The 23,682-nt window shown below is 62.5% G+C and carries 19 protein-coding genes and 1 pseudogene; 13 read left to right on the forward strand and 7 right to left on the reverse strand.

The window, feature by feature from the left end; genetic code table 11:
* Nucleotides 1–112 precede the first annotated feature (112 nt).
* The 10 genes and pseudogenes from ACFWEM_RS00280 (at nt 113) to ACFWEM_RS00325 (ending at nt 14,591) form a co-directional block, all read left to right on the forward strand.
* Nucleotides 113–1,591, forward strand: coding sequence for an amidase (locus tag ACFWEM_RS00280; protein ID WP_378530068.1), 1,479 nt, complete (start codon nt 113–115; stop codon nt 1,589–1,591).
* A 40-nt stretch (nt 1,592–1,631) separates the two neighbouring features.
* Nucleotides 1,632–2,855 carry an aspartate aminotransferase family protein gene (locus ACFWEM_RS00285; protein ID WP_378530070.1) on the forward strand — a complete coding sequence of 408 codons (1,224 nt, stop codon included), beginning with the start codon at nt 1,632–1,634 and terminating at the stop codon, nt 2,853–2,855.
* Nucleotides 2,856–3,147: 292 nt separating this feature from the next.
* A pseudogene (locus ACFWEM_RS00290) lies at nt 3,148–4,586 on the forward strand (uracil-xanthine permease family protein).
* Nucleotides 4,587–4,675: 89 nt separating this feature from the next.
* A complete protein-coding gene (locus ACFWEM_RS00295; RefSeq protein ID WP_378530072.1) occupies nt 4,676–5,578 on the forward strand; it encodes an FAD binding domain-containing protein in 903 nt (300 codons plus the stop codon).
* A gap of 2 nt (nt 5,579–5,580) precedes the next feature.
* Nucleotides 5,581–6,225 carry a (2Fe-2S)-binding protein gene (locus tag ACFWEM_RS00300; protein WP_029256750.1) on the forward strand — a complete coding sequence of 215 codons (645 nt, stop codon included), beginning with the start codon at nt 5,581–5,583 and terminating at the stop codon, nt 6,223–6,225.
* Nucleotides 6,222–8,744 (forward strand): aerobic carbon-monoxide dehydrogenase large subunit, encoded by a 2,523-nt coding sequence (cutA, locus tag ACFWEM_RS00305; protein ID WP_378530074.1) that lies wholly within the window; start codon nt 6,222–6,224, stop codon nt 8,742–8,744. Before ACFWEM_RS00300 ends, cutA begins: the two co-directional genes overlap by 4 nt.
* On the forward strand, nt 8,741–9,412 hold the full coding sequence (locus ACFWEM_RS00310) for a carbon monoxide dehydrogenase subunit G (protein ID WP_113682843.1): 672 nt from the start codon (nt 8,741–8,743) through the stop codon (nt 9,410–9,412). The genes cutA and ACFWEM_RS00310 overlap by 4 nt, the downstream gene beginning before the upstream one ends.
* A 291-nt stretch (nt 9,413–9,703) precedes the next feature.
* Nucleotides 9,704–11,803 carry a hydantoinase/oxoprolinase family protein gene (locus ACFWEM_RS00315; protein ID WP_378530076.1) on the forward strand — a complete coding sequence of 700 codons (2,100 nt, stop codon included), beginning with the start codon at nt 9,704–9,706 and terminating at the stop codon, nt 11,801–11,803.
* The gene (locus ACFWEM_RS00320) at nt 11,803–13,743 is read left to right on the forward strand and encodes a hydantoinase B/oxoprolinase family protein (RefSeq protein WP_378530078.1); all 1,941 of its coding nucleotides are present in this window, start codon (nt 11,803–11,805) and stop codon (nt 13,741–13,743) included. Before ACFWEM_RS00315 ends, ACFWEM_RS00320 begins: the two co-directional genes overlap by 1 nt.
* Before the next feature lie 14 nt (nt 13,744–13,757).
* Nucleotides 13,758–14,591, forward strand: coding sequence for an NmrA family NAD(P)-binding protein (locus tag ACFWEM_RS00325; RefSeq protein WP_378530080.1), 834 nt, complete (start codon nt 13,758–13,760; stop codon nt 14,589–14,591).
* Between the two features lie 6 nt (nt 14,592–14,597).
* Here the strand turns inward: ACFWEM_RS00325 and ACFWEM_RS00330 are convergent, their stop codons facing one another.
* The 5 genes from ACFWEM_RS00330 to ACFWEM_RS00350 are packed head-to-tail and all read right to left on the reverse strand — an operon-like array spanning nt 14,598 to nt 19,022.
* Nucleotides 14,598–15,608 carry a YdcF family protein gene (locus ACFWEM_RS00330; RefSeq protein WP_378530082.1) on the reverse strand — a complete coding sequence of 337 codons (1,011 nt, stop codon included), beginning with the start codon at nt 15,606–15,608 and terminating at the stop codon, nt 14,598–14,600.
* Nucleotides 15,609–15,633: 25 nt separating this feature from the next.
* Entirely contained in the window at nt 15,634–16,440 is an 807-nt protein-coding gene (locus ACFWEM_RS00335) for an ABC transporter ATP-binding protein (RefSeq protein ID WP_378530084.1), read from the reverse strand.
* Nucleotides 16,440–17,222, reverse strand: a complete 783-nt coding sequence (locus ACFWEM_RS00340; protein ID WP_378532687.1) for an ABC transporter permease — start codon at nt 17,220–17,222, stop codon at nt 16,440–16,442. The genes ACFWEM_RS00335 and ACFWEM_RS00340 overlap by 1 nt, the downstream gene beginning before the upstream one ends.
* A gap of 2 nt (nt 17,223–17,224) precedes the next feature.
* Entirely contained in the window at nt 17,225–18,007 is a 783-nt protein-coding gene (locus ACFWEM_RS00345; protein ID WP_378530086.1) for an ABC transporter permease, read from the reverse strand.
* A gap of 10 nt (nt 18,008–18,017) precedes the next feature.
* Nucleotides 18,018–19,022 carry an ABC transporter substrate-binding protein gene (locus ACFWEM_RS00350; RefSeq protein ID WP_378530088.1) on the reverse strand — a complete coding sequence of 335 codons (1,005 nt, stop codon included), beginning with the start codon at nt 19,020–19,022 and terminating at the stop codon, nt 18,018–18,020.
* Between the two features lie 195 nt (nt 19,023–19,217).
* On the opposite strand from ACFWEM_RS00350, the gene ACFWEM_RS00355 reads away from it, so the two are divergent.
* From ACFWEM_RS00355 to ACFWEM_RS00365, 3 genes are read left to right on the forward strand one after another with little or no spacing between them, the layout of a single operon-like run.
* Nucleotides 19,218–20,000 carry an IclR family transcriptional regulator gene (locus ACFWEM_RS00355; RefSeq protein ID WP_283306427.1) on the forward strand — a complete coding sequence of 261 codons (783 nt, stop codon included), beginning with the start codon at nt 19,218–19,220 and terminating at the stop codon, nt 19,998–20,000.
* Nucleotides 19,997–20,809, forward strand: a complete 813-nt coding sequence (locus tag ACFWEM_RS00360; RefSeq protein WP_378530090.1) for an alpha/beta fold hydrolase — start codon at nt 19,997–19,999, stop codon at nt 20,807–20,809. The genes ACFWEM_RS00355 and ACFWEM_RS00360 overlap by 4 nt, the downstream gene beginning before the upstream one ends.
* Nucleotides 20,810–20,852: 43 nt before the next feature.
* Complete coding sequence (locus tag ACFWEM_RS00365) at nt 20,853–21,239, forward strand: RidA family protein (RefSeq protein ID WP_003946047.1); 387 nt, start codon at nt 20,853–20,855, stop codon at nt 21,237–21,239.
* Nucleotides 21,240–21,252: 13 nt separating this feature from the next.
* Here the strand turns inward: ACFWEM_RS00365 and ACFWEM_RS00370 are convergent, their stop codons facing one another.
* Nucleotides 21,253–22,503: a reverse transcriptase family protein gene (locus ACFWEM_RS00370; RefSeq protein ID WP_378530092.1), complete on the reverse strand. Its 1,251-nt coding sequence runs from the start codon at nt 22,501–22,503 to the stop codon at nt 21,253–21,255.
* A 227-nt stretch (nt 22,504–22,730) separates the two neighbouring features.
* Nucleotides 22,731–23,672, reverse strand: coding sequence for an ABC transporter substrate-binding protein (locus tag ACFWEM_RS00375; protein WP_378530094.1), 942 nt, complete (start codon nt 23,670–23,672; stop codon nt 22,731–22,733).
* Between the last annotated feature and the right edge of the window lie 10 nt (nt 23,673–23,682).

Genomic DNA, 23,682 nt, shown 5'->3' on the forward strand with positions numbered 1-23,682 from the left:
TCGACAGTCGCGCCGCCACCGGCAATTCGTCCTCGAATCAGTTGCCGGTGGCGGCGAGTCCGTCCGGTGTATCTCCCGGCGCACCCCACTTCACTGCTTGAAAGGATTCACGATGGTTCATGCTGCTGACCCTGTCGACGAGAGCGATTCCGGTGTGGCTGAGAGTGGCGATCTCGTCATGGCCGATGCGGTCACGCTCAGTGGTCTGATACGCAGGCGTGAAGTGTCGTGTGTCGAGGTGATGGACAGCTTCCTCGATCAGATCGAATTACATAACCCGGCGGTGAACGCGATCGTCGCATTGCGGGATCGGGAAGCGTTGACGGCGGAGGCACGCGAGCGTGATTCGCAGTTGGCGAGTGGGGAGTATCTCGGTTGGATGCACGGGTTTCCGCATGCGGTGAAGGATCTGTCGGCAGCCAAGGGTCTGCCGTTCACGTCCGGGTCGCCGATGTTCGCGGACCGAATCGCCGAAGAAGATGAACTGTTCGTCAGGCGGATCAAGTCTGCCGGCGCCATCGTGATCGGCAAGACCAATACGCCGGAGTTCGGGCTCGGCTCCCAGACGTACAACCCGGTGTGGGGTACGACGGTGTCGCCGTACGACACTTCGCGCACCGCCGGCGGTAGCAGCGGAGGCGCCGCAGCGTCGCTGGCGCTCCGAATGCTTCCGTTGGCGGACGGAAGCGATTACATGGGCTCGCTCCGAAACCCGTCGGCGTTCAACAACGTTGTGGGATTTCGACCTTCTTGGGGCCGCGTACCGGAGACGGGATTCATTGCGCAGGGCGCTGTTGTGGGCCCGATGGGCCGAACCGTCACCGACGTGGCTCACCTGCTCTCCACGATGGCGGGGCCGGATGCCTATGCACCGTTGGGGATTCGCGAGGATCCCGCTGTATTCACCGAGAGCCTCGCCCGTGATCTGAAGGGCTCTCGGATTGCATGGGTCGGTGACTGGAACGGTTACCTGGCAACCGAACCTGGAGTCCTCGAGTTGTGCGAATCCTCGTTCGAGGTCTTCGAACAGTTGGGGTGCCACGTCGAGGCAGCACTTCCCGACTTCAAACCCGAGGACATCTGGCAACTGTTCTTGCGATGGCGTTGGTGGGCACAGCTCGGCTTGATCGATCAGTACAACGATCCGAGCATGCGCGAGTTGATGAAGCCCGAACTGTTGTGGGAGCTCGAGCACGCGGTCACACTCTCGGCTCTCGACGTGACCAAGGCGGCGGAGGCTCGCAACGGCTGGCTGTCGGCCATTACCAAGATGTTCGAAACCTACGATTACATTCTCGCTCCCAGTGCCCAGGTGTTTGCTTTCGACAAGAACACTCACTGGCCCGAGGTCGTCGACGGCCGGTCGATGGACACGTATCACCGGTGGATGGAGACGGTTGTTCCCTGGACGATGGCCGGGGTTCCGGTTGCGGGGATGCCGGTCGGCTTCGATGATCGTTCGCTTCCCATGGGTATCCAGATCATCGGTCGGCACGGCGCCGACTTGGACGTTCTCCAACTCGCCTACGCGTTCGAGCAGGCAACCAAGTGGGTCGAGCGGGTACTTCCGCCAGCACTCCGCGTGAACTGACTTATCTATTTCGGACGTATCCAGTTGGGAGAGAACGACGATGGCTTCGGCATTGTGGCACGGGTTCGCGGACATGGGCGCTGTGGAGAAGAACGGCGCGTTTGTCGTCTCACGCGGTGAGGGCGCGTACATCTGGGATTCCGAGGGCACGCGGTATCTGGATGCGACGGCGGGCCTGTGGTTCACCAATGTCGGGCACGGGCGCACCGAGATCGCGGATGCGGTGGCGGCTCAGTTGTCGAAGATCGCTCATTTCTCCAACTTCGGTGATTTTGTTCCCGAGACCACGCAGGTGTTGGCCGAGCGTCTGGCGGCCATCGCGCCGGTTGCCGGGAGCAAGATCTTCTTCACCTCGGGTGGTTCGGATTCGGTGGACACTGCGGCGAAGCTGGCTCGCCGGTACTGGCACGAGGTGGGGCAGCCGGAGAAGACGATCATCGTCGGACGTCAGAAGGCGTATCACGGAATGCATGTTGCGGGAACGGCTTTGGCTGGTATTCCGGTGAACCGTGAGGGTTACGGCGAGCTGATGGCGGATGCGGCGACCGTCGGCTGGGACGATGCGAAGAGCCTGCTCGAGTTGATCGAGAAGATCGGTGCGAACAAGATCGCGGCGTTCTTCGCGGAGCCGATCATCGGTGCGGGTGGGGTGTATCTTCCGCCGGAGGGGTATCTGGCCGAGGTGCGTGACATCTGCCGTGAGCACGACATTCTGTTTGTCGTCGACGAGGTCGTGACCGGTTTCGGCCGGATCGGTGGTGAGTGGTTCGCGTCCACTCGTTTCGATTTGCAGCCCGACATGATGACCACGGCAAAGGGTTTGACGTCGGGTTACGTTCCGATGGGTGCGGTGTTCATCGCGCCGCGGGTGGCGGAGCCGTTCTATGCCGGTTCGTGGTGGCGCCATGGGTACACCTACGGCGGGCATGCCGGTGCCGCTGCGGCGGCGATGGCGAACCTCGATATTCTCGAGCGTGAGAATCTGCTCGCGGAGTCGAAGCGTTTGGAGGCGTCGTTGCATACGCATCTGCAGCCGCTGGCGGAGCATCCGCGGGTGGCGGAGGTTCGTAGTGGGCTCGGTGCGGTCGCGGCTGTGCAGTTGGCTGATCCGGCGGAGGCGTTGCCGTTCGTGAAGACGCTTCGTGAGCATGGTATTTCGGGTCGCGCTGCGGGGCAGGGTGCGATGCAGATTTCGCCGACGTTTGTGATGACCGATGATCAGGTCGCGGAGATGGCAGCGGGGATCCTCGCAGCCCTCGGCTAGGAGACTCGTTTTCCTTTGACAGACATCGTGTTACGGAGCCGTTAAGCCGAAGAAAATGTTGGGGCCCTTCGTGACTGCGCCCCCATTTCGGTCGAAACTGTCTCCAGCACTGACGATGACCCCTGTCCTCCTCATCTGTCACCATTGTTGCCAATCTCGGCGAGCGGGTTCTGGCAGATTGTCATCACGTCCAAAACTTGGTGCTGTATTAGCGTTTCACTCCAGACACGGTGTTTGTGAGCTGGGGCACAGAGCATTTCGAACACCTTCCTCCTTCGCGAAAGGTCTCGTCATGCCGATCTGGACGTTGCACGGAGATGGCAAGAACATCGGACCCGGTGAAGTGGTAGCTCCCGGCGAGCGACTCAGTTGGATGAGGACCATCGGGTTGGGCGGCCAACATGTCGTGTCGATGTTCGGCGCGACGTTCGTCTTCCCGATCATCATGGGTCTCAATCCTCAACTTGCCGTGATGATGTCGGGTTTCTGTACCCTCTTCTTCCTGCTGGTGGTTAAAGGACGCGTCCCCAGCTACCTCGGTACGTCGGCGGCGTTTGTCGGTGGTGTCGCAGCCATTCGCGCCCAGGGCGGAACGACGGCGGAAGTGACCGGCGCGATTCTGGTGTCGGGGCTGGTTCTGGGATTTGTCGGCGTCGCCATCCACTTCCTCGGCGGTGGCGTCATCAGTAAGGCGCTACCCCCGGTGGTCACCGGCGCAGTGGTGATGTTGATCGGATTCAACCTGGCTCCAGTTGTCGCGGGATCGTACTGGCCGCAGGACCAGTGGGTGGCACTGATCGTGATGGTTGCGTTGATCGTGATGAGTGTTGCGCTACGCGGCTTCTTGGGACGTATCGCCATTCTCGTCGCGCTGGTTTTCGGCTACATCTTCTCCTGGGTCCTCGACCGGGTCTCCGGCCCGGTCACATCCGCCGGGGGTAGCGGAACACCCACCGAGCACTTTCGTGTCAACTGGGATTCGGTGCACTCGGCGTCGTGGTTCGGGCTGCCCCCGTTCTCGGACGAAGCCAACGGAATCGTCGGTATTCACGCTCCCTCGTTCAGCCTCACGTTCATCGTTCTCGTCCTTCCCGGTGTCATCGCACTGGTCGCGGAAAACGCCGGACACGTCAAGGCGGTCGCCGAGATCACGGGCGACGATCTCGACCCCTACATCGGACGCGCAATTGCCGGTGACGGTTTTGCCACCGCCATCGCCAGCGCGGTAGGCGGCTCCCCCACGACGACGCACGCCGAGAACATCGGTGTCATGGCAGCCACTCGGGTGTACTCGACCGCCGCGTACGTGATCGCGGGTTTCATCGCGATCCTGCTCGGCTTCTCGCCCAAGTTCGGAGCAGTCATGGCGGCGACTCCCGGGGGCGTTCTCGGCGGAATCCTGGTGGTCTGTTCGGCATGATCGGTCTGCTCGGCGCCAAGATCTGGAAAGAAAACGGTGTCGACTTCGGGAATCCACTGAATCTGATGCCGATCGCCGCCGGCCTGATCATCGGTATCGGTGACACGGCTCTGAAATTCAGTGACACGTTCTCGCTCGGAGGTATCGCGCTCGGCACCATCGTCGTGATCGTGATGTACCACCTCTGCCAGTTCGTCGGGTCCCGGAACCCCGAGCTGAACAGGCCGAAGTCCGGGCGACGACCGGGCGCAACGCCGGGGGCGAATGCGTCAGATGACGAAAGGGAAGAGCCCGTGGTGCAGCTCACGTGATGCCAAGTTGAATGTATGCCAGGTATGACCCGTGACCGTTGTCACATCTGCACAAAACGTGAAGTGACTCATAGAGGCAGGATTGAGTAATGAAACCGTCGCCGCTGACTTATCACCGACCGTCCTCGGTCGAGGACGCGTGCCGAATCCTCTCCGAGGTATCTCACGAGGGGAAGGTGCTCGCCGGTGGGCAATCGCTTGTGCCGCTGCTGTCCATGCGCCTCGCCGCCCCCGCCCACATCGTCGACATCGGATCGATCACTGACCTCGCTTCGGTGACCTCGTCCGAGGACGAAGGAGTGCGGTTCCAGGCCCTGGCCACGCACTCGGTGCTGGCGGCCGACGAAGGTGCTCGCCGAGTTCAGCCTCTGCTGAACCGCGCTCTGCAGTTGGTAGCGCACCCCACGATCCGTAACCGCGGGACGAGCGTCGGCTCCATCGTCCATGCCGACCCGTCGGCGGAGATGCCGGCAGTCCTGACACTGCTCGGGGGCAGCGTGAGCGTGCAGTCGGTGCGTGGCACCCGCGAGATCGCGTCGACGGATCTCTTTGTCGGTCCCCTCGAATCGAGCCTGGAATCTGACGAGATCGCGGTGTCGGTGTCGGTGCCGGCCGCCGAGCCCGGTGTGGGAACCGCCATCGACGAGATTGCTCGTCGTCACGGTGACTACGCACTGGTCGGTGTCGTTGCGCGTATTCGCGTGGTCGACGGTCTGGTGGCCGAAGCACACATGACGTACGTGTCCGCCGGCGAGCTGGGGCAGGTCGTGGACTACACGGACGTGCTGGCGGGGGCATCCGCGACGGATCAGCGAGATCCGCGCTGGCGCACCCTCGGGGAATGTGCCCGCGCGCAGATAGATACCGAGGCAGACATTCACGGGACGGCGGCGTACCGCTCGCAACTGGTGTCTGCGCTCACGGCGCGGGTCGGGTTTGCAGCGGCAACAGATGCTCTCAGTGAGAACGCAGTACTGGCAGGAAAGTGGTGACCATGTCCAAAAACGATCGCTCCATCGATGATCAACTTGCCGAGCTGGCAGCAGATACCGGTGAACACCATGTGGCCGTGACGTTCACGCTCAACGAGGTGACGAGCACCGTCGTTCTCCCCTCCCGCACTCTGGCCTCGGACGCCATTCGTCACCACCTCCGTAAGACGGGCACGCACGTCGGTTGTGAACACGGCGTGTGTGGTGCGTGCACCGTGCTGCTCGACGGAAAGCCGGTGCGATCCTGCCTCGTCCTCGCCGCCAGTCTCGAAGGTCGATCGATCACCACCGTCGAAGGACTCGTCGAGCCGGACGGCACCTTGCATCCGGTTCAGCAGGCGTTCAAGGATTGTCACGGCCTGCAGTGCGGATTCTGCACTCCGGGATTCGTGACGACCATCGCGGCATTTCTCGAGGAGAACCCCAATCCCACGCGTGAGGAAGCAACGGACGCTATAGCGGGAAACCTCTGCCGTTGTACGGGATACCAGAACATCAGAGCGTCGGTTCTGCGCGCAGCGGAGATCAAGCGTGAACGAGCCGGGCAGTTCCCGCTCGGAATCGACGACGCATCCACTCGGGAGGCGTTGGATCGCAAGGTGCGGGGCACAACGAATCCCGTCGGAGGACGGGCGGGTAAGGCATGAGTACTCCGGTCAAACCAGCAAAGCGCAACGGGGCGAAGCACCCCGCCTCCGATCATTCGACGGCCGATCATTCGGTTGCCGACGACGGCAAGTTCTTCGGCAAACCGATTCCGCGCGAGGAAGATACGCGTCTGCTCAGCGGTCAGGGGCGGTATCTCGACGATCTGGGCCACAACGCGCTGATCGCGGCATTCGTCAGGTCGCCGCATGCACATGCGCGAATCGTCGACATCGACATCGATCAGGCACTGGAAGTGCCTGGCGTACATGCCATCTACACCTACGAAGATCTCTTGGCCGACACCCCGGAAATGGCGGAGAACCTGCCACTGCTCATTCCGCATCCGGGAATCATCGCTCCGCGCAACGGGTATCCCCTTGCGAAGGACGAGGTGAACCACGTCGGAGAAGCCATCGCCATGGTGGTCGCCGACAATCGGTACATCGCCGAGGATGCGTGCGCGAAGATCGATGTCACGTACGAGACACTGAAGCCGGTAGTGGGAATCGACGTCGCCCGCACCGCCGACAACGCCGTCCATGCCGATGTCCCGGACAACATCGCCGCTCATCTGCAGCACGGGTTCGGCGATCCGGACGCCGAACTTGCGTCCGCGCCGCACCGACTGACGCTGGATCTCGAAATCGAGCGTTCGGCATCCATGCCGATGGAGGGCAAGGGTGTCTACGCACGCTGGGACGGCGACGAGAACACCCTCACGTTCTGGACCTCCACCCAGACGTCTACCTCCGCCCGCGCCGCCGTTGCCGCGCGATTGGGTATGGCACTGAACAAGGTTCACTGCATCGCTCCCGACGTCGGCGGTGGATTCGGTGTCAAGATCGTCCATCCGTGGCCCGAAGAAGTGATGATCACGTGGGCCGCGCGACGCCTCGGCCAGGCCGGCATCTCCTGCGAGGTGAAGTGGGTCGAGGATCGCCGTGAGCACTTCATCTCGAGCGCGCACGAGCGTGGACAGATCCAGAAGATCGACATCGGATTCGACGACGAGGGTCGTCTGTTGGCTTTCGACTTCACGTTCTGGCACGACAACGGCGCGTACCTGCCGTACGGGATCATCGTCATGATCAACACCGCGACGCAGGTTCTCGGGCCGTACAAGCCGAAGTCGTTCCGGGTCAACGCCTATTCGCTGTACACCAACACGGTCATCGTGACCCCGTACCGAGGCGCCGGACGCCCGCAGGCCGTGTTCGCGATGGAGCGATCCATGGACGCCATCGCCAAGTACCTGAACAAGGACAAGATCGCGGTCCGGGAGGCGAACTTCATTCGCCCCGAGGACATGCCGTACGACTTCGGCCTCATGTTCCAGGACGGGCGCCCGTTGATCTACGACACGGGTGACTACCAGGCCGGTATCGACAAGCTCAAGAAGCTCATCGACTGGGACGGATTTCCCGAGTACCAGAAGAAGGCTCGCGCCGAAGGTCGGTCGGTCGGCATCGGCATCGGCGCGTACGTCGAGGGAACCGGTCCCGGACCATACGAGGGCGCACACGTAGTGGTCGAGACGTCCGGAAAGGTCAAGGCGGCAACAGGCTTGACGACGCAGGGGCAGGGCCACCAGACAGCGTTCGCCCAGATCGTTGCAGACGATCTCGGAGTCAAGGTCTCCGACGTCGAGATCGTCACCGGTGACACACGCCGGTTCGGTTATGCCGTCGGCACTTTCGCCTCACGTGGCGCGGTCATGTCGGGTTCGGCTTTCCATGTCGCGGCGCAGATGGTCGCGGAGAAGGCGAAGAAGATCGCGTCCGGAATCTTGAATCTGCCGGAAGCCGAACTGGAACTCCAGGGTGGCCACGTATGCAAACTAGGCACCGAGCCCGGAGTGGAAGGTACTTCTGTTCCACTGAGTGTTGTTGCCGTGCTGTCGAACCCGCTGCGATATGCGTTCGACCGTGAGTCGAAGTTGGCTACCGGTTTTGCCACGACCGACACGGACATGTCGAAGCCGCCGATTCCCGAGGGCGAGCAGCCGGGTCTGGAAGCCACCGGCTACTACTCGCCGCCCAGTTCGACTTTCGCTTCGGGAGTGCACGCGGCGATCGTCGAAACCGATCCCGTCACAGCCGAGATCACGGTCCGTCGTTACGTCGTCATCCACGACTGCGGAAACGTGATCAATCCGCGCATCGTCGAAGGCCAGGTCATGGGCGCCGTTGCGCAAGGTATCGGCGGCGCACTCTACGAGCGGATCGTCTACGACGAGCATGGCCAGATGCTCAACGCGTCGTACATGGACTTCTTGATGCCGTTTGTCACCGAGATGCCGGATTCACTCGAGATGGATCACACCGTCACGCCGTCGGGGCTCAACCCACTCGGTATGAAGGGCGCCGGTGAGGCCGGTGTGATCCCCACCAGCGCCGTCATCGCGGCTGCCATCGAGGACGCCGAAGGAATCTCGATCACGTCCATGCCTATTTCACCGTCCGAACTGTTCGAACTTCGACTCGCACATGCGGGTTCGTCATCAGAGGAGAATGCATGAGAATCGCCGGCACCGCGCAGCTGACGGCACCTCGAGAAGAGGTCTACGACAAGCTCCAGGACGGTCGTGTACTGGCCGCGACCATTCCCGGTGTGCAGTCGCTCGAGCAGCTCACGGACAATCACTACAAGCTCTCCATCATGGCGGGAGTCGCGTCGATCAAGGGTGTCTACGACGGCGAAGTTGTTCTTTCGCAACAGAATCGGCCCAATTCGTTTGTCATGACGGCTTCGGGCGCTGGTGCTCCCGGCACCGTGAAGGCGGACGTCACGGTCACGTTGACGGAGAACGAGGGTGGCACGCTGCTTTCGTACGACGCCGACGCGGTAGTCGGCGGGATGGTCGGCGGCGTCGGACAGCGGATGATCACCGGTGTCGCCAAGAAGATGGCCGGGGTGTTCTTCAAGAGCATCGACGGCGTCATCGCCAACGGCATTCCCGAGAAGGTCACGGCCGCCGTGGCGGCGGCAATACCGGCAGCGTCGGTCGAGGCGGTGCCGGTAGTTTCCGGAGCCGTCGCGGCACCGGCGATTCTTCCGGCCGCTGCACCGACCGCGGGTGGCGCCGATGCTCGCACCGTGATGGTCAGCGCCGTCGTCGGAGCGGCCATTGCTTTGTCAGGTGTTGCTATAGGCGGATTCCTGGCGCGTTCTGGTTGTCGCGAGTAGTTCAGCAGCGTATCGACAGGGCTTCCACAGCTGTTTTGCGATGAGGGAAACGCCCCGAACCGACCAGGTTCGGGGCGTTTTTCACGTCCGCGTAACCCGCTGGGGCGCGGGCGAAGATCCGCTCGTGATCGTGCGCCGAACCTTGGTCCCCCGATTCGGCGAATTGTGACAAAGAATCCGCTCTTCCGAACCTGTGGAATAGCACTACACGTCAGGTACGAGCCAGTCACCGGCTAGGCCACACCGTCGATCGGTACCAGACGAGACGAGCCAAAGATCTCAGGAGGAAGCGTGGAACCCAGGAAGATTCGGGTCGGTATCGATACCGGCGGAACGTTCACCGACATCGTGGCAGTGGACGACGAAACCGGCGCCATCGTCACCACCAAGACCCCGTCCACCCCGGCGGACCCCGCCGAGGGCTTTCTCGCCGGTATCGAGAAAGTGCTCGCCAAGCTCGGCGAGAGCGGCGACTCCATCGGTGCGGTCAGCCACGGCACGACCGTCGCGACCAACAAACTGCTCGAAGGCAAGGTGGAGAACCTCGGCTTCATCACCACCGAGGGTTACGAGCACGTTCTCGAAATCGCTCGTCAGTCGGTGCCTGACGGGTACGGCAACTCGTACTTCTGGGTCAAGCCCGAACGCATCGTTCCTGCCGATCGGGTACGCACCGTCGGCGGACGGCTTTCCTTCGACGGCAGCGAGATTCGCCCGCTCGACGAGGAGAGCGTCCGCAGCGCAGCGCAGTTCTTCGAGGACCGCGGCATTCGCACCATCGGTGTCTGCCTCATGCACTCGTACGCCGATCCGACGCACGAGGAGCGCGTACGCGACATCCTCTTCGAAGTTTTCCCCGACGCGACGGTGAGCATCTCGAGCCAGGTGCTTCGTGAGTATCGCGAGTACGAGCGGTCCATCACCACACTCGTGGACGCCGCGGTCAAGCCGAACATCCGCAACTACGTGAACAACATCGCGAATCGTCTGCGTGAGTTCTCGACCACCGACGGCGAACCTCGCGACATCCCGTTCTACGTCATGAAGTCCAACGGCGGTGTCCTCTCGGCCAAAGAGGTGGTTCACCAGCCTATTACGACAGTGCTCTCCGGACCGGCTGCTGGCGCTCTCGGCGCCGCGCTGATCGCCGACGCAGCCGGCGTCGAGCAGGTGTTGACCTGTGACGGCGGCGGAACGTCGACGGACGTCACCGTCGTGGTTCGCGGCGAGCCCGCGCTGACCACCGAAGGGCGAGTGGGCAACTACCCGTCGAAGATCCCGATGATCGACGTCGTGACCGTCGGCGCCGGTGGTGGGTCGATCGCGTGGATGACGCCGGAACACACCCTCCGAGTCGGCCCTCAGTCGGCCGGCGCCGATCCCGGACCGTTGTGTTACGGCAAGGGCGGCAGCGAACCGACCATCACCGACGCGCACGTCCTGCTCGGTCGCATCCCACCCCACCTGCTCGGTGGCGAGATCCCCCTCGACACCGAACTGGCACGCAAGGGCCTCGAAGAGCTTGCAACACAGCTCAGTCTGGGTTACGAGGAGTGCGCGGTCGGCGTCCTCGAGGTCTCGGCATGGAACCAGGCCAACGCCCTGCGCCAGATCACCGTCAAGCGCGGTCTCGACGTTCGCGACTTCACCCTCGTGACCTTCGGTGGCTCCGGCTCCCTGCTCGCCTGCCGCCTCGTTGACATCCTCGGCCTGAAAGATGTTCTCGTCCCACTCAATCCGGGTAACGTCTCTGCGTTCGGTCTACTGACGGTCGACGTGCGCAACGACTACGTTCAGACTCATGTCAGCCGCCACGACCGGTTGAAGGCGGAAGACCTGCAGAGCCAGTTCGACGCGTTGGCCGGCGAAGCCGAGATCGCGCTCGCCGAAGAAGGTTTCGACGAGACGCAGCGCAAGTACTCCCGGACTGCGGACCTTCGCTACCTCGGTCAGGCCTTCGAGGTACGTGTCCCCGTGGCGGAAGGCACCGTCACGGCCCAGATCATGGATGACGCGGCCGAGGCATTCCACCAGGCACACCGTGAACTGTACGGCTACGACTTTCGGGGAGACCCGTCGCAGCACGTCGAGTGGGTCAACCTGCGCGTGAGTGGCATCGGCCCGATCAAGCGTCCGACACTCAAGGAAATTCCCGCCGGAAACGGTGCCGAGACCGCCCGAACCGGTTCGCGCCAATCCTATTTCGACAGCTGGGTCGAGACGGCCACCTACGATCGCACACTGCTCGGTGCGGGTGACGTCATCGAAGGACCGGCCGTGATCGAGGAGTTCAGCTCGACTGTCCCGATCCATCCCGGATTCTCGGCACGTATCGACACCTTCGGGAACATTCGTATCTCGAAGTCTTCCGACTCGAACGGAGTGAAGTGATGACCGCCATTCTCGATGCTGCTGCTGCCACCGCGGCCAAGCCGTACCGACTCACCGCTACCGACGGCGCGTCACCTGATCCGATTCTGGTCGAGATCGTCGCCGGTTACCTGGCCAGCGTGGAGATGGAGGTGGAGACCTCCATCTCGCGCACCTCGCGCTCACCGATGATCCGTGACGCTCACGACTTCCGCGCAGGTATTCACGACCGGAACCTCCGTAAGCTCACGGGCCGTTCGTATTCCGCCCTGGTTCATCCGATCGCCCGGGACTTCCCACTCGAGACGATGAAGCCGGGAGACGTGTACTTCCACAACGACGTCTACCTGTCCGAAGGTGGCATCGGCCATCTCCCCGACCTCTGCGTCACCGTGCCTGTCTTCGCCCGCGTCACTCCTGATGCGGAGCCGAAAGTTGTTGCGTTCGTTCAGGCGTTCGGTCACCACGACGACATCGGCGGTTGCTGCCCCGGCTCCATGCCGTCCGGTGCGACCACGGTGTACGAAGAGGGACTGATGGTTCCGCCGATCAAACTGTGGGACCAGGGAGTTCCCAACGAGGCGGCACTGCGCATCATGACGCGTAACTCCCGTATGCCGGATGCGTTGGCAGCTGACCTCGACGCCGAGTGCTCGGCGTGCCTGATGGGTGCGCGTCGACTCACCGAATTGTTCGAGCGCTACGGCGTCGACACCGTCGAGTCGTGCTTCGACGCGATGATGGACGCGACCACCGAGACGTACCGTCGCGAGATCCTCGGCAAGATCCCAGTTGGTGAGTACACGTGGGAGGACTACGCCGAGCACGACGGCGTCGACGAGCCGATGCTCCACATCCAGCGCATCACGCTCACGAAGACGCGGCCGGAGGACGAGGGCGGCGAGCGACTCATCCTGGACTTCAACGGAACCGGACCGCAGGCAAAGGGCCCGATCAACCACTGTGGTGACTACGCGGACGGAAACTTCCTCATCAAGTGGTTGGCCCCGATTCTGCGTAACCTCGCGGACACCCCGGAGCGCATGGCCGAACTGGATGTCAACGAGGGCGTCGTACCGCTGATCGAGATGAAGTTCCCCGAGAAGGGAACACTGATCACCCCGATCTTCCCCGCTCCCACCAACGCTCGCACGTTTGTCATCCTCCGTCTGCTCGGAGTGCTGGCCGGCGTCGTGGCCAAGGCTGTGGACGGCAACATGCCCGCCGATCAGGAGACCATCAGGTACACCGGTGTTTACGGTGAGGACTTCGAAGGTCACTCGTATCTCATGCGTGAGGTGCTCGGCGGAGGTTCCGGCGGACGCTACTACGCCGACGGCGAGGACACGATTCACGTCGTTCCCGATTCACGGAACCTGCCGACCGAATTCACCGAGAGCCGGTTCCCCTTCATCGTCGAAAAGCTCGGTCTGGCCATGGATTCGGGCGGAGCCGGACGTTACCGCGGCGGCCTTGGATACGAGAAGCACATCCGCATGCTCAAGGATGCTCACTTCATGTCCATCGCGGACCGTTCGATTCTCGCCTGCTGGGGAGTCAAGGGTGGCAAGGCCGGTCGGCCGTTCTCCGTCGTCCTGGATCCGGGTGGACCGAACGAGCGTGAGTTCGACGCGCTGACCGATGCCGAGCCGATCAAGGCCGGCGAGGTCGTACGGATTCGCACCACCGGTGGTGGTGGTTGGGGAGATCCCCTGGAGCGCCCGACCGAAGAGGTCTTGCGAGACATTCAGTGGCGCAAGGTTTCCGTCGAGGGCGCACGCGACGACTACGGAGTTGTCGTGATCGACGGTGACGAGCCGTCTGTCGACGAGGCTGCTACCACGGAGCTCCGGGATCAGTTGCGCTCGGAGCGCGGTGAGAACGAACCCTTCTTCGATCGGGGTCCGGGCTACGCGCAGCTTTCGGGTGGCGCCACCTCAGCGGTCTACGACTACGTCTAGGACGGAAAACTCTCATGGAGAACGGAATTGCTCGTGGCGCCGACATCGCGGTGATCGGCGCCGCGGGTAAGACCGGTGAGGCAGTTGTCGCAGCACTTCCGCCGAGCGTGACAGTTCGGCGACTGGTGCGGAAGGCCCGTGTCGACGGCGACTTCGAGGTAGAACTGGAAACCGGAAGCGGACTGCGCAAGGCGCTCGCCGGGTGCCGAGGCGTGTATTTCATCGCCCCCAACGTCCATCCCGACGAGCCGGCACTTCTTCGCAATGCGCTGACGGCAGCGGCTTCGGCGGGAGTGGAGCACTTTGTCTATCACTCCGTCGCGTGGCCGTTCAGCCCGTCCATGCCGCATCACCTGGACAAAGCCAGGTGTGAGGACGAACTGCATCGCTCCCCGCTGAAGTGGACTGTGTTGCAGCCGTGTGCGTATGCCGAGAACTTCGAGGCGGTACTCACTGGTCGATCCGAGACCATCGTCTTGCCGTACAGCGCGGACACGAAATTCTCGTTCGTGGGTTTGGCGGACGTGGCGGCCGTTGCCGCTGTGGTTCTGAGCGAGGGCCCGGGTGAGCATCACGGAGCGACGTACGAAGTGGGCGGCCCTGAAGCTCTGAGCGTCATGGAGGTGGCACAGATGGTGGAGAAGCAGACGTCACGGACCGTCGCGATAGATCAGATCAGCGTGGATCAATGGCGCGAACGGATCGGCAACGACCTCGACGTCAACGCCAGCTCGCGTCTGGCCGCGATGTTCGACTTCTACAACCACCATGACTTCCTCGCCGGCAGTGCGGCCGTCGAACTGTTGTTGGGTCGCCGACCGACGGGAATCGAGAGCCTGATTCGGTGAACCTTGCTACGAAATGCCTCCTGCCGCCCAGACCACCAGCGGAGGTAGGGCGGCCAGGATCAGGCAGACCGTTCCGTTGAGCCACTTGTGCTCCACCGTGACGGCGGCGAACTCGCGCAGAATGGCGCTCGGTAGGTAGTAACGGGCGGTGTGGGAACCGATGACTTCCGCATCCAACCCGAGGCTTCGGGCAAACGTCGCGGTTCGAAGGATGTGGAAGTTGCTGGTGACCAGAACCATTCGAGGGTCCGTGGTGTCGGCGCGGAGGAGGTCCCGCGTGTACTCGAGGTTCTCGAGCGTGGTGGTCGAGCGGTCCTCGAGCATCACGTTCTCGCGCGGGATTCCGTGATCGACGAGGTAGGCGCACATTGCCTCCGCCTCGCTGACGATCTCGTCCGAACCCTTCCCACCGCTGACGACCAACAGCGGTGAACGTCCTTCGCGGACCTCGGCACGAAAGACGTCCGCAGCCTTGTCCAGACGACTGGCAAGCAGGGGCGTCACGTCGGTGCCCGAAAGCCCGGCGCCGTGCACCACTATCGCGTCCATCCCGGGCTGGTACTTCTGGCGTCCGTAGACGTAGGAGTAGAGCAGAAAACTCGTGAACAAGAACCCCAGGTACGACGCGACAAGACTGAATGATCCGAGAACGACTGCGAGCCAATACCTCTGCGTCAGCAACGCGGATGCGAGCAGCACATAGGGAACGAGCAGTCCGAGGCCGGCGACGAGGGAGAGCAGATTTGCGACGCTGAATCCCTCGCGCCGCAGCATCGTGACCCCGTTGACGATCAGGAACCCGGCGAGCAGGAGCACCAGCAACGGCGAGAGCAGAGCGATCGTCGCGATCACGAACGACGGGACCTCGGTTCCCGGCGCACCCGACTGCAACATCCAGAGGCCGGTGAAGATCAGTCCCAGAAGTAGATAGACACCGTTGCTCAGCCTCCGCCTGTCCTGTCTGAACCGGTAGCCGCAGAAGCCGAGCAGCGCGAGGCCGATGAGGAGAAGGATCACGGAGCCAGCCTAGGCGAGGCGCCTACTACACGGGCGCCACCACCTTCGACTGCTGGATCGACGTCAGCACTCTGGTGCGGGCCTCGATGAACAGTGGGTCCGCTTTGGTGGTCAGTTGATCTCGCGCACCGGTCAACGGAACGTCGACGATGTCCTGCATCAACGCCGGGGTTCCGCCGAGGACGACCACCCGGTCCGACAGGTAAACCGATTCGTCGACGTCGTGGGTGACCAGGAGGACAGTGATGCCAAGATCACGTTGAAGGGTGAGCAGCAGGTCCTCGAGTTCCGCGCGGGTCTGCGCATCGACCGACGCAAAGGGTTCGTCCATGAGAAGTACCTGCGGTCGATAGGCGAGAGCGCGAGCTATCGCCACTCTCTGCTGCATTCCGCCGGACAACTGCCAAGGGTACGAACGCGCAGCACCTTCCAGGCCGACGACGGTGAGTGCCTCGGTCACCCTCTCGTTCTGAACCTTGCGTGCCAGGCCGTTGCCCCGCAGCGGCAGGCGAACGTTCTCGCCCACTCGGAGCCAGGGCATCAGTGTGCGTCCGTAATCTTGCGACACGAGCGCAAGAGTGGCGGGCGGAGCGTCGATTGCGATCCCGGCGATGCGGACCTCACCCGTAGTCGGCTTCTGCAGACCGGCGATGCAACGAATCAACGTGCTCTTGCCGATTCCGGAATGTCCGACGATGCAGACGATTTCTCCCGGTGCAACCGAAAGATCGATCCCGCGAAGCACTTCGCGGCCGGTAGGTCCGCCGTAGGTCACTCCGAGGCCGTTCAGTTCGACTGCGGGGGTGGATGCCGCAGATTCTGTGGATGACATCAGTTTCCTTTCACTGCGAGTGCGCCGTGGGTCCGAGGCTGCCATCTGAGCAACCATCGTTCGATCACGCCGTAGCCGACGTTGAGCACGTACCCGATGATTCCGAGCAGGAGGATTCCGGACCACATGTCTGCGATGGCAAAGGTCTGTTGCGCGACGATCACGAAGTGGCCGATACCCGCAGTGGAGACATACATTTCGCTGCCGACCATGATGACGACGCCGATCGCGAGACTGGTACGGATACCGACCGTTATCTGAGGCATCGCTCCGGGGAGGAGTACCTGCGTGACCAGCAGGGGTGTTCGGATGCGATAGCTGCGCGCCACCAATCGAATACTCGGGTCGATGGAGCGAATGCCGTCGAGGGTGTTGAGGAGTATCGGCCAGACCGCGCCGAAAGCGATGGCGGCGACGTTGCCCGAAGAACCTGTGCCGAAGACGATGAACAGGGCCGGCAGTACGGCCAGTGCGGGTATGGCACGGAAGAATTGGAGAAACGGATCGGCGATGTCTGCAGCCAGTGGAAACAGTGCAAGAAGAAGGCCGGCCCCGATGCCGAGCACCAGTGCTACGGCGAGACCGAAGCCGAGATTGGTCAGGCTGGGCACTACATCGCGTGCAAATCCTGCCCCGAACCAGTTGTCCACAAATGCTTTCCAGATCCGTGACAGCGGCGGAAAGTACGGAGACTTACTCGACGCGGATCCGAAGTACCACACGACGACGATCAAGATCGGCAACCACAGCTCCCACGCGAGGAGTCGAATCCCGGACATCATTCTCACGTCGTCATCCTCCTCGGGATGTAATGCCAAGCAAGTAAACGATTCTCGATTGCCATCACAGCGAAGGCGAGCAGCATGCCGAGTACTCCGGCGACGATGATCAGTGCGAACATTCGATCGGGAACGGATTGGCTCAGCAGGATTTCCTTGCCGAGTCCGGGAACGCCGGCAATCAGTTCGGCGCCGATGGTCAGTAGCAAACTCAGTGTTGCCGAGATACGAATTCCCGTGAAGATGTACGGCATCGACGCGGGTGCAACTACGAGAGCAAGTCTGCGCCACAGGGGAAGCCGGAAGGATCGTGCGGTGGCAAGTAGTTCCGGATCGACGTTGCGGACACCGTGGATTGTCTGGAGCAGGATCGGCCACACGCTCACCGCCACGATCAGCGCCACCGCCATACGTTGTGTCGGGCCCATGATCAACAGAAAGAGCGGGATGATCGCGAGCGGAGGCACGGTCCGGCAGAAGTCGATGACGAAGCGGGAAGAGACTGTCAGAAACGGGTGCGCGGCAAGCAGCAGTCCTGCCGGGATACCGATCACCAGGCACAGAGCCAATCCGATGGCGGTTGTGGTCAAGGTCTGTCCCAATGACGTCCACAGCGACGAGGTGCCGAGCTCGTCCACGAACGCCACTGCCACGGCACTGAACTTCGGAACACCCTTGACGTTCTCGTCGCCCAGCATTCCGAAGACCTGCCAGGCGGCTGCCAACGCGAAGAGCGTCAGCAGCCGTCCGAGCAGTACCTGCCTGCGGCGTGTTTTCGGGGTTGTCAAGGCAGGCAACTCAGTTGGCCGGAGTCAGCAAGGAATCGCTGTCAACCGACTCCGTCAGAACCCCGTACTTGACCAGCAGTTCGATCTCCGTGCCGAGTGCGCCCGGTTCTACTACTGCGACGAACTGAGGATTCTTGCTGTTGGCCAGCATTTCGAGCGGAATCTTGGCTTGTGTCGAGAGTGCAGCCTTGACCGCGCCCGGGTTCTGATTGGCGTAGTCAACTGATTTGGCAAGCGCCGTACGGAATTTCGCGAGTGAGTCCGGGTTCGCATTGACAAACGATTCCGAAGCGACCAGCGAGGTCCCCGGAACACCGGGTGCGGCCAAGGGGAAGGGGTGGCCGAGGATCTTCAGCCCCGAGTCGGTTGCTTTACTCAGGAACGGATCGATGAGGAATGCCGCGTCGGCCCCGCCGGTGGAAACCAGGTCGCCGAGGTTGGGCATGGGCGCCTGAATGAACGAGACCTTGTTCGCTGCTCCGCCGGATTTCTCCACCGCGGCAGAGATGACTGCTTCGCTGACGGACTTCAAACCGCTGATCGCGACGGTCTTGCCTTCGAGGTCACGGAAGCCGCTGATGGAACTGTCCTTGGCGACCACGAGACCGGACTGGTCGACGCTGTCATTCGCGGCAAAATTCGTGAGCCCGCCGACAATGGTGACGGGCATGTTCTGGCTGCGTGCCTGAATTGCGGCAGCGGCAGTCGTGGCTGCCATATCTGCATTTCCGCTGAGCAGCAACGGAATCTGAGCCGAGGAGCTCGCCCCACCCTCGACCAGTTGAATGTCGAGTCCCTCGTCGGTGAAGAATCCCTGCTCCATACCCAGCCAGATCGGTGCGAAGTCCGCGATCGGTTGAGGCGCGATACGAATCGTGGTCGTCTGGGTGCCCCCGTCGTCGGAGGCCGTGGCGTCGCTCGAACAGCCTGTCAGTGCCAAAGCAGCCGTCGCGACCGCCGCCAGGGCAACAACTCTGAACCGTGGTGTCGACCGAAGGGTATGTCCAACCGTCATGTCCGAAAGCCTCTCGCTGGGAAAGATAGGACTTCCTTGCCGGGAGTCCGGTGGGAAGGTGAAGACGCTCAAAGAATTCCGTACGCCGGAACGATTGTTGTGACTATAGTAATTTCCTAGGCGAATGCCAAGGGTTTTCCAAGAACACGAGATTTCGGATCGCCGGGTACTCACACGGCACCGGGAGGGGATCGGATGACGAAGGGTTCTGCGTCCGCCGTCGACAAAGCGCTGGATCTGCTCGAGGCCATCGCGCGCTCGACCACGCCGATGAAGCTCAGTGAACTGGCAGAAGAAGTCGGGATGCTCCGCCCGACTGCGCACCGAGTGCTCGGAGAACTCGCGAACCGTGGGTGGGTCTTCCGCTACGACGGTCGCTATCTCCCCGGACCGGCTGCGCTGCAGGTTTCCCACGAAGCAGCCGCGCATTCCTTGGCGGCCTTGTGCGATCCGACCATGCAGGCGCTGTCCGAGAGCACGGACATGATGGTGAATCTGCAGGTCCTCGAGAGCGGCGGGACTCGGATCATCGCGGCGCTGCGTCCCGAGCGGCTCAAGATGATCACTCGGATGCTCGGGGATCTGCTTCCGCCGCACCGGTTCGCGGGTCCGCTCGCGTTGGTGGCGGCACTCGAGGACAACACTCGGGCGCCTTACCTGGCAATGGTGGAAAAGAGTGGCTATCCACTCGAAGGCCCCACCGGGTTCCTCGCCGACATCGCCGAGACGCAGAAAACCGGATTCGCCGTTGTCCACAAACGATCTCAGGACATCATCGGTTCGGTCTCGCGTGCAGTGTCTTCCCGCAAGGGGTCTCCGCTCTGTGCGTTGACGGTGATCGGTTTCGATACCGACTTCGATGCGAAAACGACGCGAATGGTCGAAGAACACCTGCTGCGGGCCACCGATGAAGTGCAGCAACTCCTCACTGACCACACTTCGGGCAAGCGCCCGTCCGACACAGGAGAAGAAGGATGATTTCACGGACCGAGGGCTTCATCACCGTCGCAGACGGCGAACGGGTCTGGTACGAGACTGCCGGCGAGGGCCCGGATCTGATTCTCACGCACGGTCTCGGCGGAAATGCGGCCGTCTGGTACCAGCAGGTGCCCTACTTCGCTCAGCACTATCGGGTGATCAGCTGGGATCAGCGAGGATTCGGCCGCTCTACCAACGAGAACGGCAACCACGGCCCGGTAGCGGCAGTCTCTGATCTGATCGAAATCATGGACCTGTTGGCGGTTGATCGTGCGCACGTGGTCGGCCAGTCGATGGGCGGTTGGGCCGCATTGGGGACCGCGATCGCTGTTCCGGACCGGGTGGAGTCGGTAGTGCTGGCCTGCACGACCGGCGGCATTCCCGTCGGCTTCGGTCCGGACAGCGCACCGCCCCTCACCGCAGCGCCCGTCACCGCGCGGCCTCTGGGGGAACATCCCGCTGTGGGCGGACGGCTGCCGAGCTTGGACATGGCCAGGGCATATCTGTACCAAGCTCTCGGCACGTTCGGCCATCGCCCACCTGACACCGAGTTTTTCCGAATTCTCAAGGCCCACAACTATTCGCCGGCCGAACTTGCGGCGGTGGCTGCACCGGTTCTCCTGATCGCAGGTGAGCTGGACGATTTGATGACACCCGAGCGGATTCGCAGCGCTGCCGAGTTCCTGCCTCACGCAGAAGTGGTCGAGCTTGCCGACCGCGGCCACTCCCCTTATTTTGAGGACCCACACGCGTGGAACGAGTTGGTGGCGCACTTCCTGGCCGATGTTCGTGCCCGTCCAGTGCGCTGAAATCGGCTACTCGCCAAACATATTCCACTTCCGAGGAGACCTAATGGATTCATCTCAGACCGTCGAGTTCATCCCACCCGCTTTCGACACACCGTTCTCCACCGGAGTGCGCGTCGGAGACGTTCTGTATCTGTCGGGTCAGATCGGCATGCTCCCAGACGGGACCTTGGCCGACGGCTTCGAAGCGCAGGCCCGCCAGACCATGGAGAACATCGTCGCTTCGTTGATCGCCTACGGATCCGGTGTCGAAGCGATCTTCAAATGCACTGTCATGCTTGACGACATGTCTCGCTGGCAGGAGTTCAACAAGGTCTACCTCGAGTACTTCCCGGCATCGAGACTGCCGGCACGTAGCGCGTTCGGAACAGACGGACTGGCACTGGGTGCGCACATGGAAGTCGAATGCATGGCGTACACCCCGCGGGTCTGACTGCTCGCGCGCACTAGTCGTCCCAATCCACACGTTCAGCCAGGCGCAGCAATGTGCGTCGGCGTGTAGTGCTGGTTTCGCCGATGTGCGCGATCCGGCCGTAGACGTGAGCCCGAAAGTTCTCGATTCCGTCCCGATTCTGTTCCTGCGCAGACGTACTAGCGGCGTTGTGAAGCAGGGCGCGCAGACGATCGTAATCGTCACGCGGATACGACGGTTGGTCGTTGATCACCAGTCCGGTGAGGTGTTGGCGTCGATGAGGGCGCATCACCTTGGTCTTTCGCGGATGGACGGCAAACCCTTCGTCCCTGGCGATCTGCTCAACCGTCCACAGGAGGGTGCCGACGTCTGCCACTTCGATGCCGGAGAAGGCGAGGTCGTCGGCATATCGGGTGTAGGTGAGCCAGTTCGCTTGTGCGAGCCCGCTCAACCGGATGTCGAGTTTGCGCGCGACGAGATTCGCCAGTGCAGGCGAAGTGGGCGCACCCTGAGGCAGATGCGCGGTTCGTAGCTGCGACGCCTGTGCGTACGGCAGACCGCGCAGGGTATCGGCAGGTGTTGCGACGGTGCACAATCCGGTGAGAGCTCCTGCCACTGCGGGTGGATACCCGAGGGCGGCGAAGATCGCGTGGACTCGCTCACCGGTGATCGACGGGAAGAACTGTGCGAGGTCCACACCGATCACGATTTCCGACTGTGCGTGCGGCGCTGCAAAAGTCAGCGGACTTCGACCACGGACAAACCCGTGGGCCGCGTCGTGTGCGGGCACCTGATCGAGTATGCGGCGCAGTATCTTCCGTTGGATTTCGCGCAACCGGGGTTTCGGTACCTCGAGGAGGCGAGCGCCTGCCTTCTTGCTGATCTGCATCGGCCGGTAGTGGCGTAGCGGTAGGGGTTTCGTACGCAGCCACTCCCTGCGGTCGGCAAACCACTCGAGTTCGGTGATCGTCAGATCCAGTGAACGCGCCAGATCTGCACTGGTGTTGTAGCGGGGGACGTCGAACCGCCACACCGAGGATTCGTTGGTGTCGAGTGAGACCGGGACTGGTCGAAGCCGCGGCAGTTCGCGTAGCAATCGGTACAGGGTCTGTGGTTCGAACGGTGGGGCCGGCATGAGGTCGAGCACTCGGACGGCCAGCGAAGTCGCTGACACACCGTGGACCGTTCCGAATGCCTCTTCGAGCCCACCGAGAGTCCATGGAGCGTCGGCAGCAGCAACTGCCAGGAGTCGCGCCAACTCGGGATCGAGTTCGAAGTCACGCATGATTCGAGCCCGGGATGCGGCGGCATGAGGTGACCAAATCCTTTGTCCGGAGCGGCGGCAAGCACGCGGAGCGTGCCGAGCGCCGGTGGACGCAGTATCCAATTCTTCTGGCCGACCCAGGGGTTACCCCTGAGACTGGTCGCGTGGACCAACTCTCACCCACACGCCGCCGCATTCCTTCACAATGGCAGACCGTTCGGTATCTGTCACCTGCCAGGTGCAGACTCTCAGACCGACGAACGATCCGAACCGACGAACTCGCTGATCCACGGCACTACTGCTTCGCGAACGGTGACCGCTTGCGGCAGTAGTCCGTTGTTCAGCAGGAGATCGGCCGCGCGCTGCTGCTCGTCGAGGAATTCTTCGGTGACGGCGTTGACACCGAAAGGACGTCCGCGCAGTGCGGCTTCCCAGGCGTCGAGGCTTGCGGACCCGCCACGCTTCTCGACGTCGTCGACGAAGATCTGTGCGGCCTCGCGGGGGTTGGCTTCGATCCAGGCGTCGGATTCCTGCAGAGCCTCGATGACCGCCTGAAGCGCCTCCGGGTTGGTGTCGGCGAAGTCGCGCCGGGTGAACCACAGTGACGGGTGGCTGAAGAGTCCGTCGGTGGCGATCAGCGTGCGCAGTTCGTGGTTCGCTTCGATGTCCGTCAACCCCGGGTATGCACCCACCCAGGCGTCGATGGTGCCGTCGACGAGGTCCGCTCCACCGCCACGGACGTCGGTGTCGACGGGGACGATGTCGGACCACGTCAGTCCCGCCTGATCCAGGGCGAACAACAGAAGTGTGGTCTGCCACGATCCGTGCGCGATGCCGACTCGCTTGCCGCGCAGGTCCTCTACCGACTTGATCTCGGAATCGGCCTTGACCACCAGGCGCCCATTCTCCACTCGGGGACCGGAGATTCCGATGTAGACGAGGTCGCGGCCCTGGGCCAACCCGGTGACGGGCGGCGTGAAGCCGGTTCCGATGACGTCGTATCCGCCCTCCTCGAACAGCCAGTCCGAGTGCAGGGTCGGCAACGCGTTCCCCGGGTTCACCGCGGGCTTGGCGGGAAGCTCACGCAGGTCCACCCACTCGACGTCGGGGAGACGGCGTTCGAGGATTCCGGTGTGGCGCAGAACGAACAGCGAATTGTTGTGTGGGAAGTATCCGACGCGAACGGTCATGAGATCTACG

The sequence above is a fragment of the Rhodococcus sp. NPDC060176 genome, assembly GCF_042728675.1.
Taxonomy (GTDB): domain Bacteria; phylum Actinomycetota; class Actinomycetes; order Mycobacteriales; family Mycobacteriaceae; genus Rhodococcus_F.

What these genes read in the sequence shown, in the direction of transcription:
- ACFWEM_RS00280 (WP_378530068.1), top strand. Translation starts at nt 113, where the DNA reads ATGGTTCATGCTGCTGACCCTGTCGACGAGAGCGATTCCGGTGTGGCT.
- ACFWEM_RS00285 (WP_378530070.1), top strand. Translation starts at nt 1,632, where the DNA reads ATGGCTTCGGCATTGTGGCACGGGTTCGCGGACATGGGCGCTGTGGAG.
- ACFWEM_RS00295 (WP_378530072.1), top strand. Translation starts at nt 4,676, where the DNA reads ATGAAACCGTCGCCGCTGACTTATCACCGACCGTCCTCGGTCGAGGAC.
- ACFWEM_RS00300 (WP_029256750.1), top strand. Translation starts at nt 5,581, where the DNA reads ATGTCCAAAAACGATCGCTCCATCGATGATCAACTTGCCGAGCTGGCA.
- cutA (WP_378530074.1), top strand. Translation starts at nt 6,222, where the DNA reads ATGAGTACTCCGGTCAAACCAGCAAAGCGCAACGGGGCGAAGCACCCC.
- ACFWEM_RS00310 (WP_113682843.1), top strand. Translation starts at nt 8,741, where the DNA reads ATGAGAATCGCCGGCACCGCGCAGCTGACGGCACCTCGAGAAGAGGTC.
- ACFWEM_RS00320 (WP_378530078.1), top strand. Translation starts at nt 11,803, where the DNA reads ATGACCGCCATTCTCGATGCTGCTGCTGCCACCGCGGCCAAGCCGTAC.
- ACFWEM_RS00325 (WP_378530080.1), top strand. Translation starts at nt 13,758, where the DNA reads ATGGAGAACGGAATTGCTCGTGGCGCCGACATCGCGGTGATCGGCGCC.
- ACFWEM_RS00335 (WP_378530084.1), bottom strand. Translation starts at nt 16,440, where the DNA reads ATGTCATCCACAGAATCTGCGGCATCCACCCCCGCAGTCGAACTGAAC.
- ACFWEM_RS00340 (WP_378532687.1), bottom strand. Translation starts at nt 17,222, where the DNA reads ATGATGTCCGGGATTCGACTCCTCGCGTGGGAGCTGTGGTTGCCGATC.
- ACFWEM_RS00350 (WP_378530088.1), bottom strand. Translation starts at nt 19,022, where the DNA reads ATGACGGTTGGACATACCCTTCGGTCGACACCACGGTTCAGAGTTGTT.
- ACFWEM_RS00355 (WP_283306427.1), top strand. Translation starts at nt 19,218, where the DNA reads ATGACGAAGGGTTCTGCGTCCGCCGTCGACAAAGCGCTGGATCTGCTC.
- ACFWEM_RS00360 (WP_378530090.1), top strand. Translation starts at nt 19,997, where the DNA reads ATGATTTCACGGACCGAGGGCTTCATCACCGTCGCAGACGGCGAACGG.
- ACFWEM_RS00365 (WP_003946047.1), top strand. Translation starts at nt 20,853, where the DNA reads ATGGATTCATCTCAGACCGTCGAGTTCATCCCACCCGCTTTCGACACA.
- ACFWEM_RS00370 (WP_378530092.1), bottom strand. Translation starts at nt 22,503, where the DNA reads ATGCGTGACTTCGAACTCGATCCCGAGTTGGCGCGACTCCTGGCAGTT.
- ACFWEM_RS00375 (WP_378530094.1), bottom strand. Translation starts at nt 23,672, where the DNA reads ATGACCGTTCGCGTCGGATACTTCCCACACAACAATTCGCTGTTCGTT.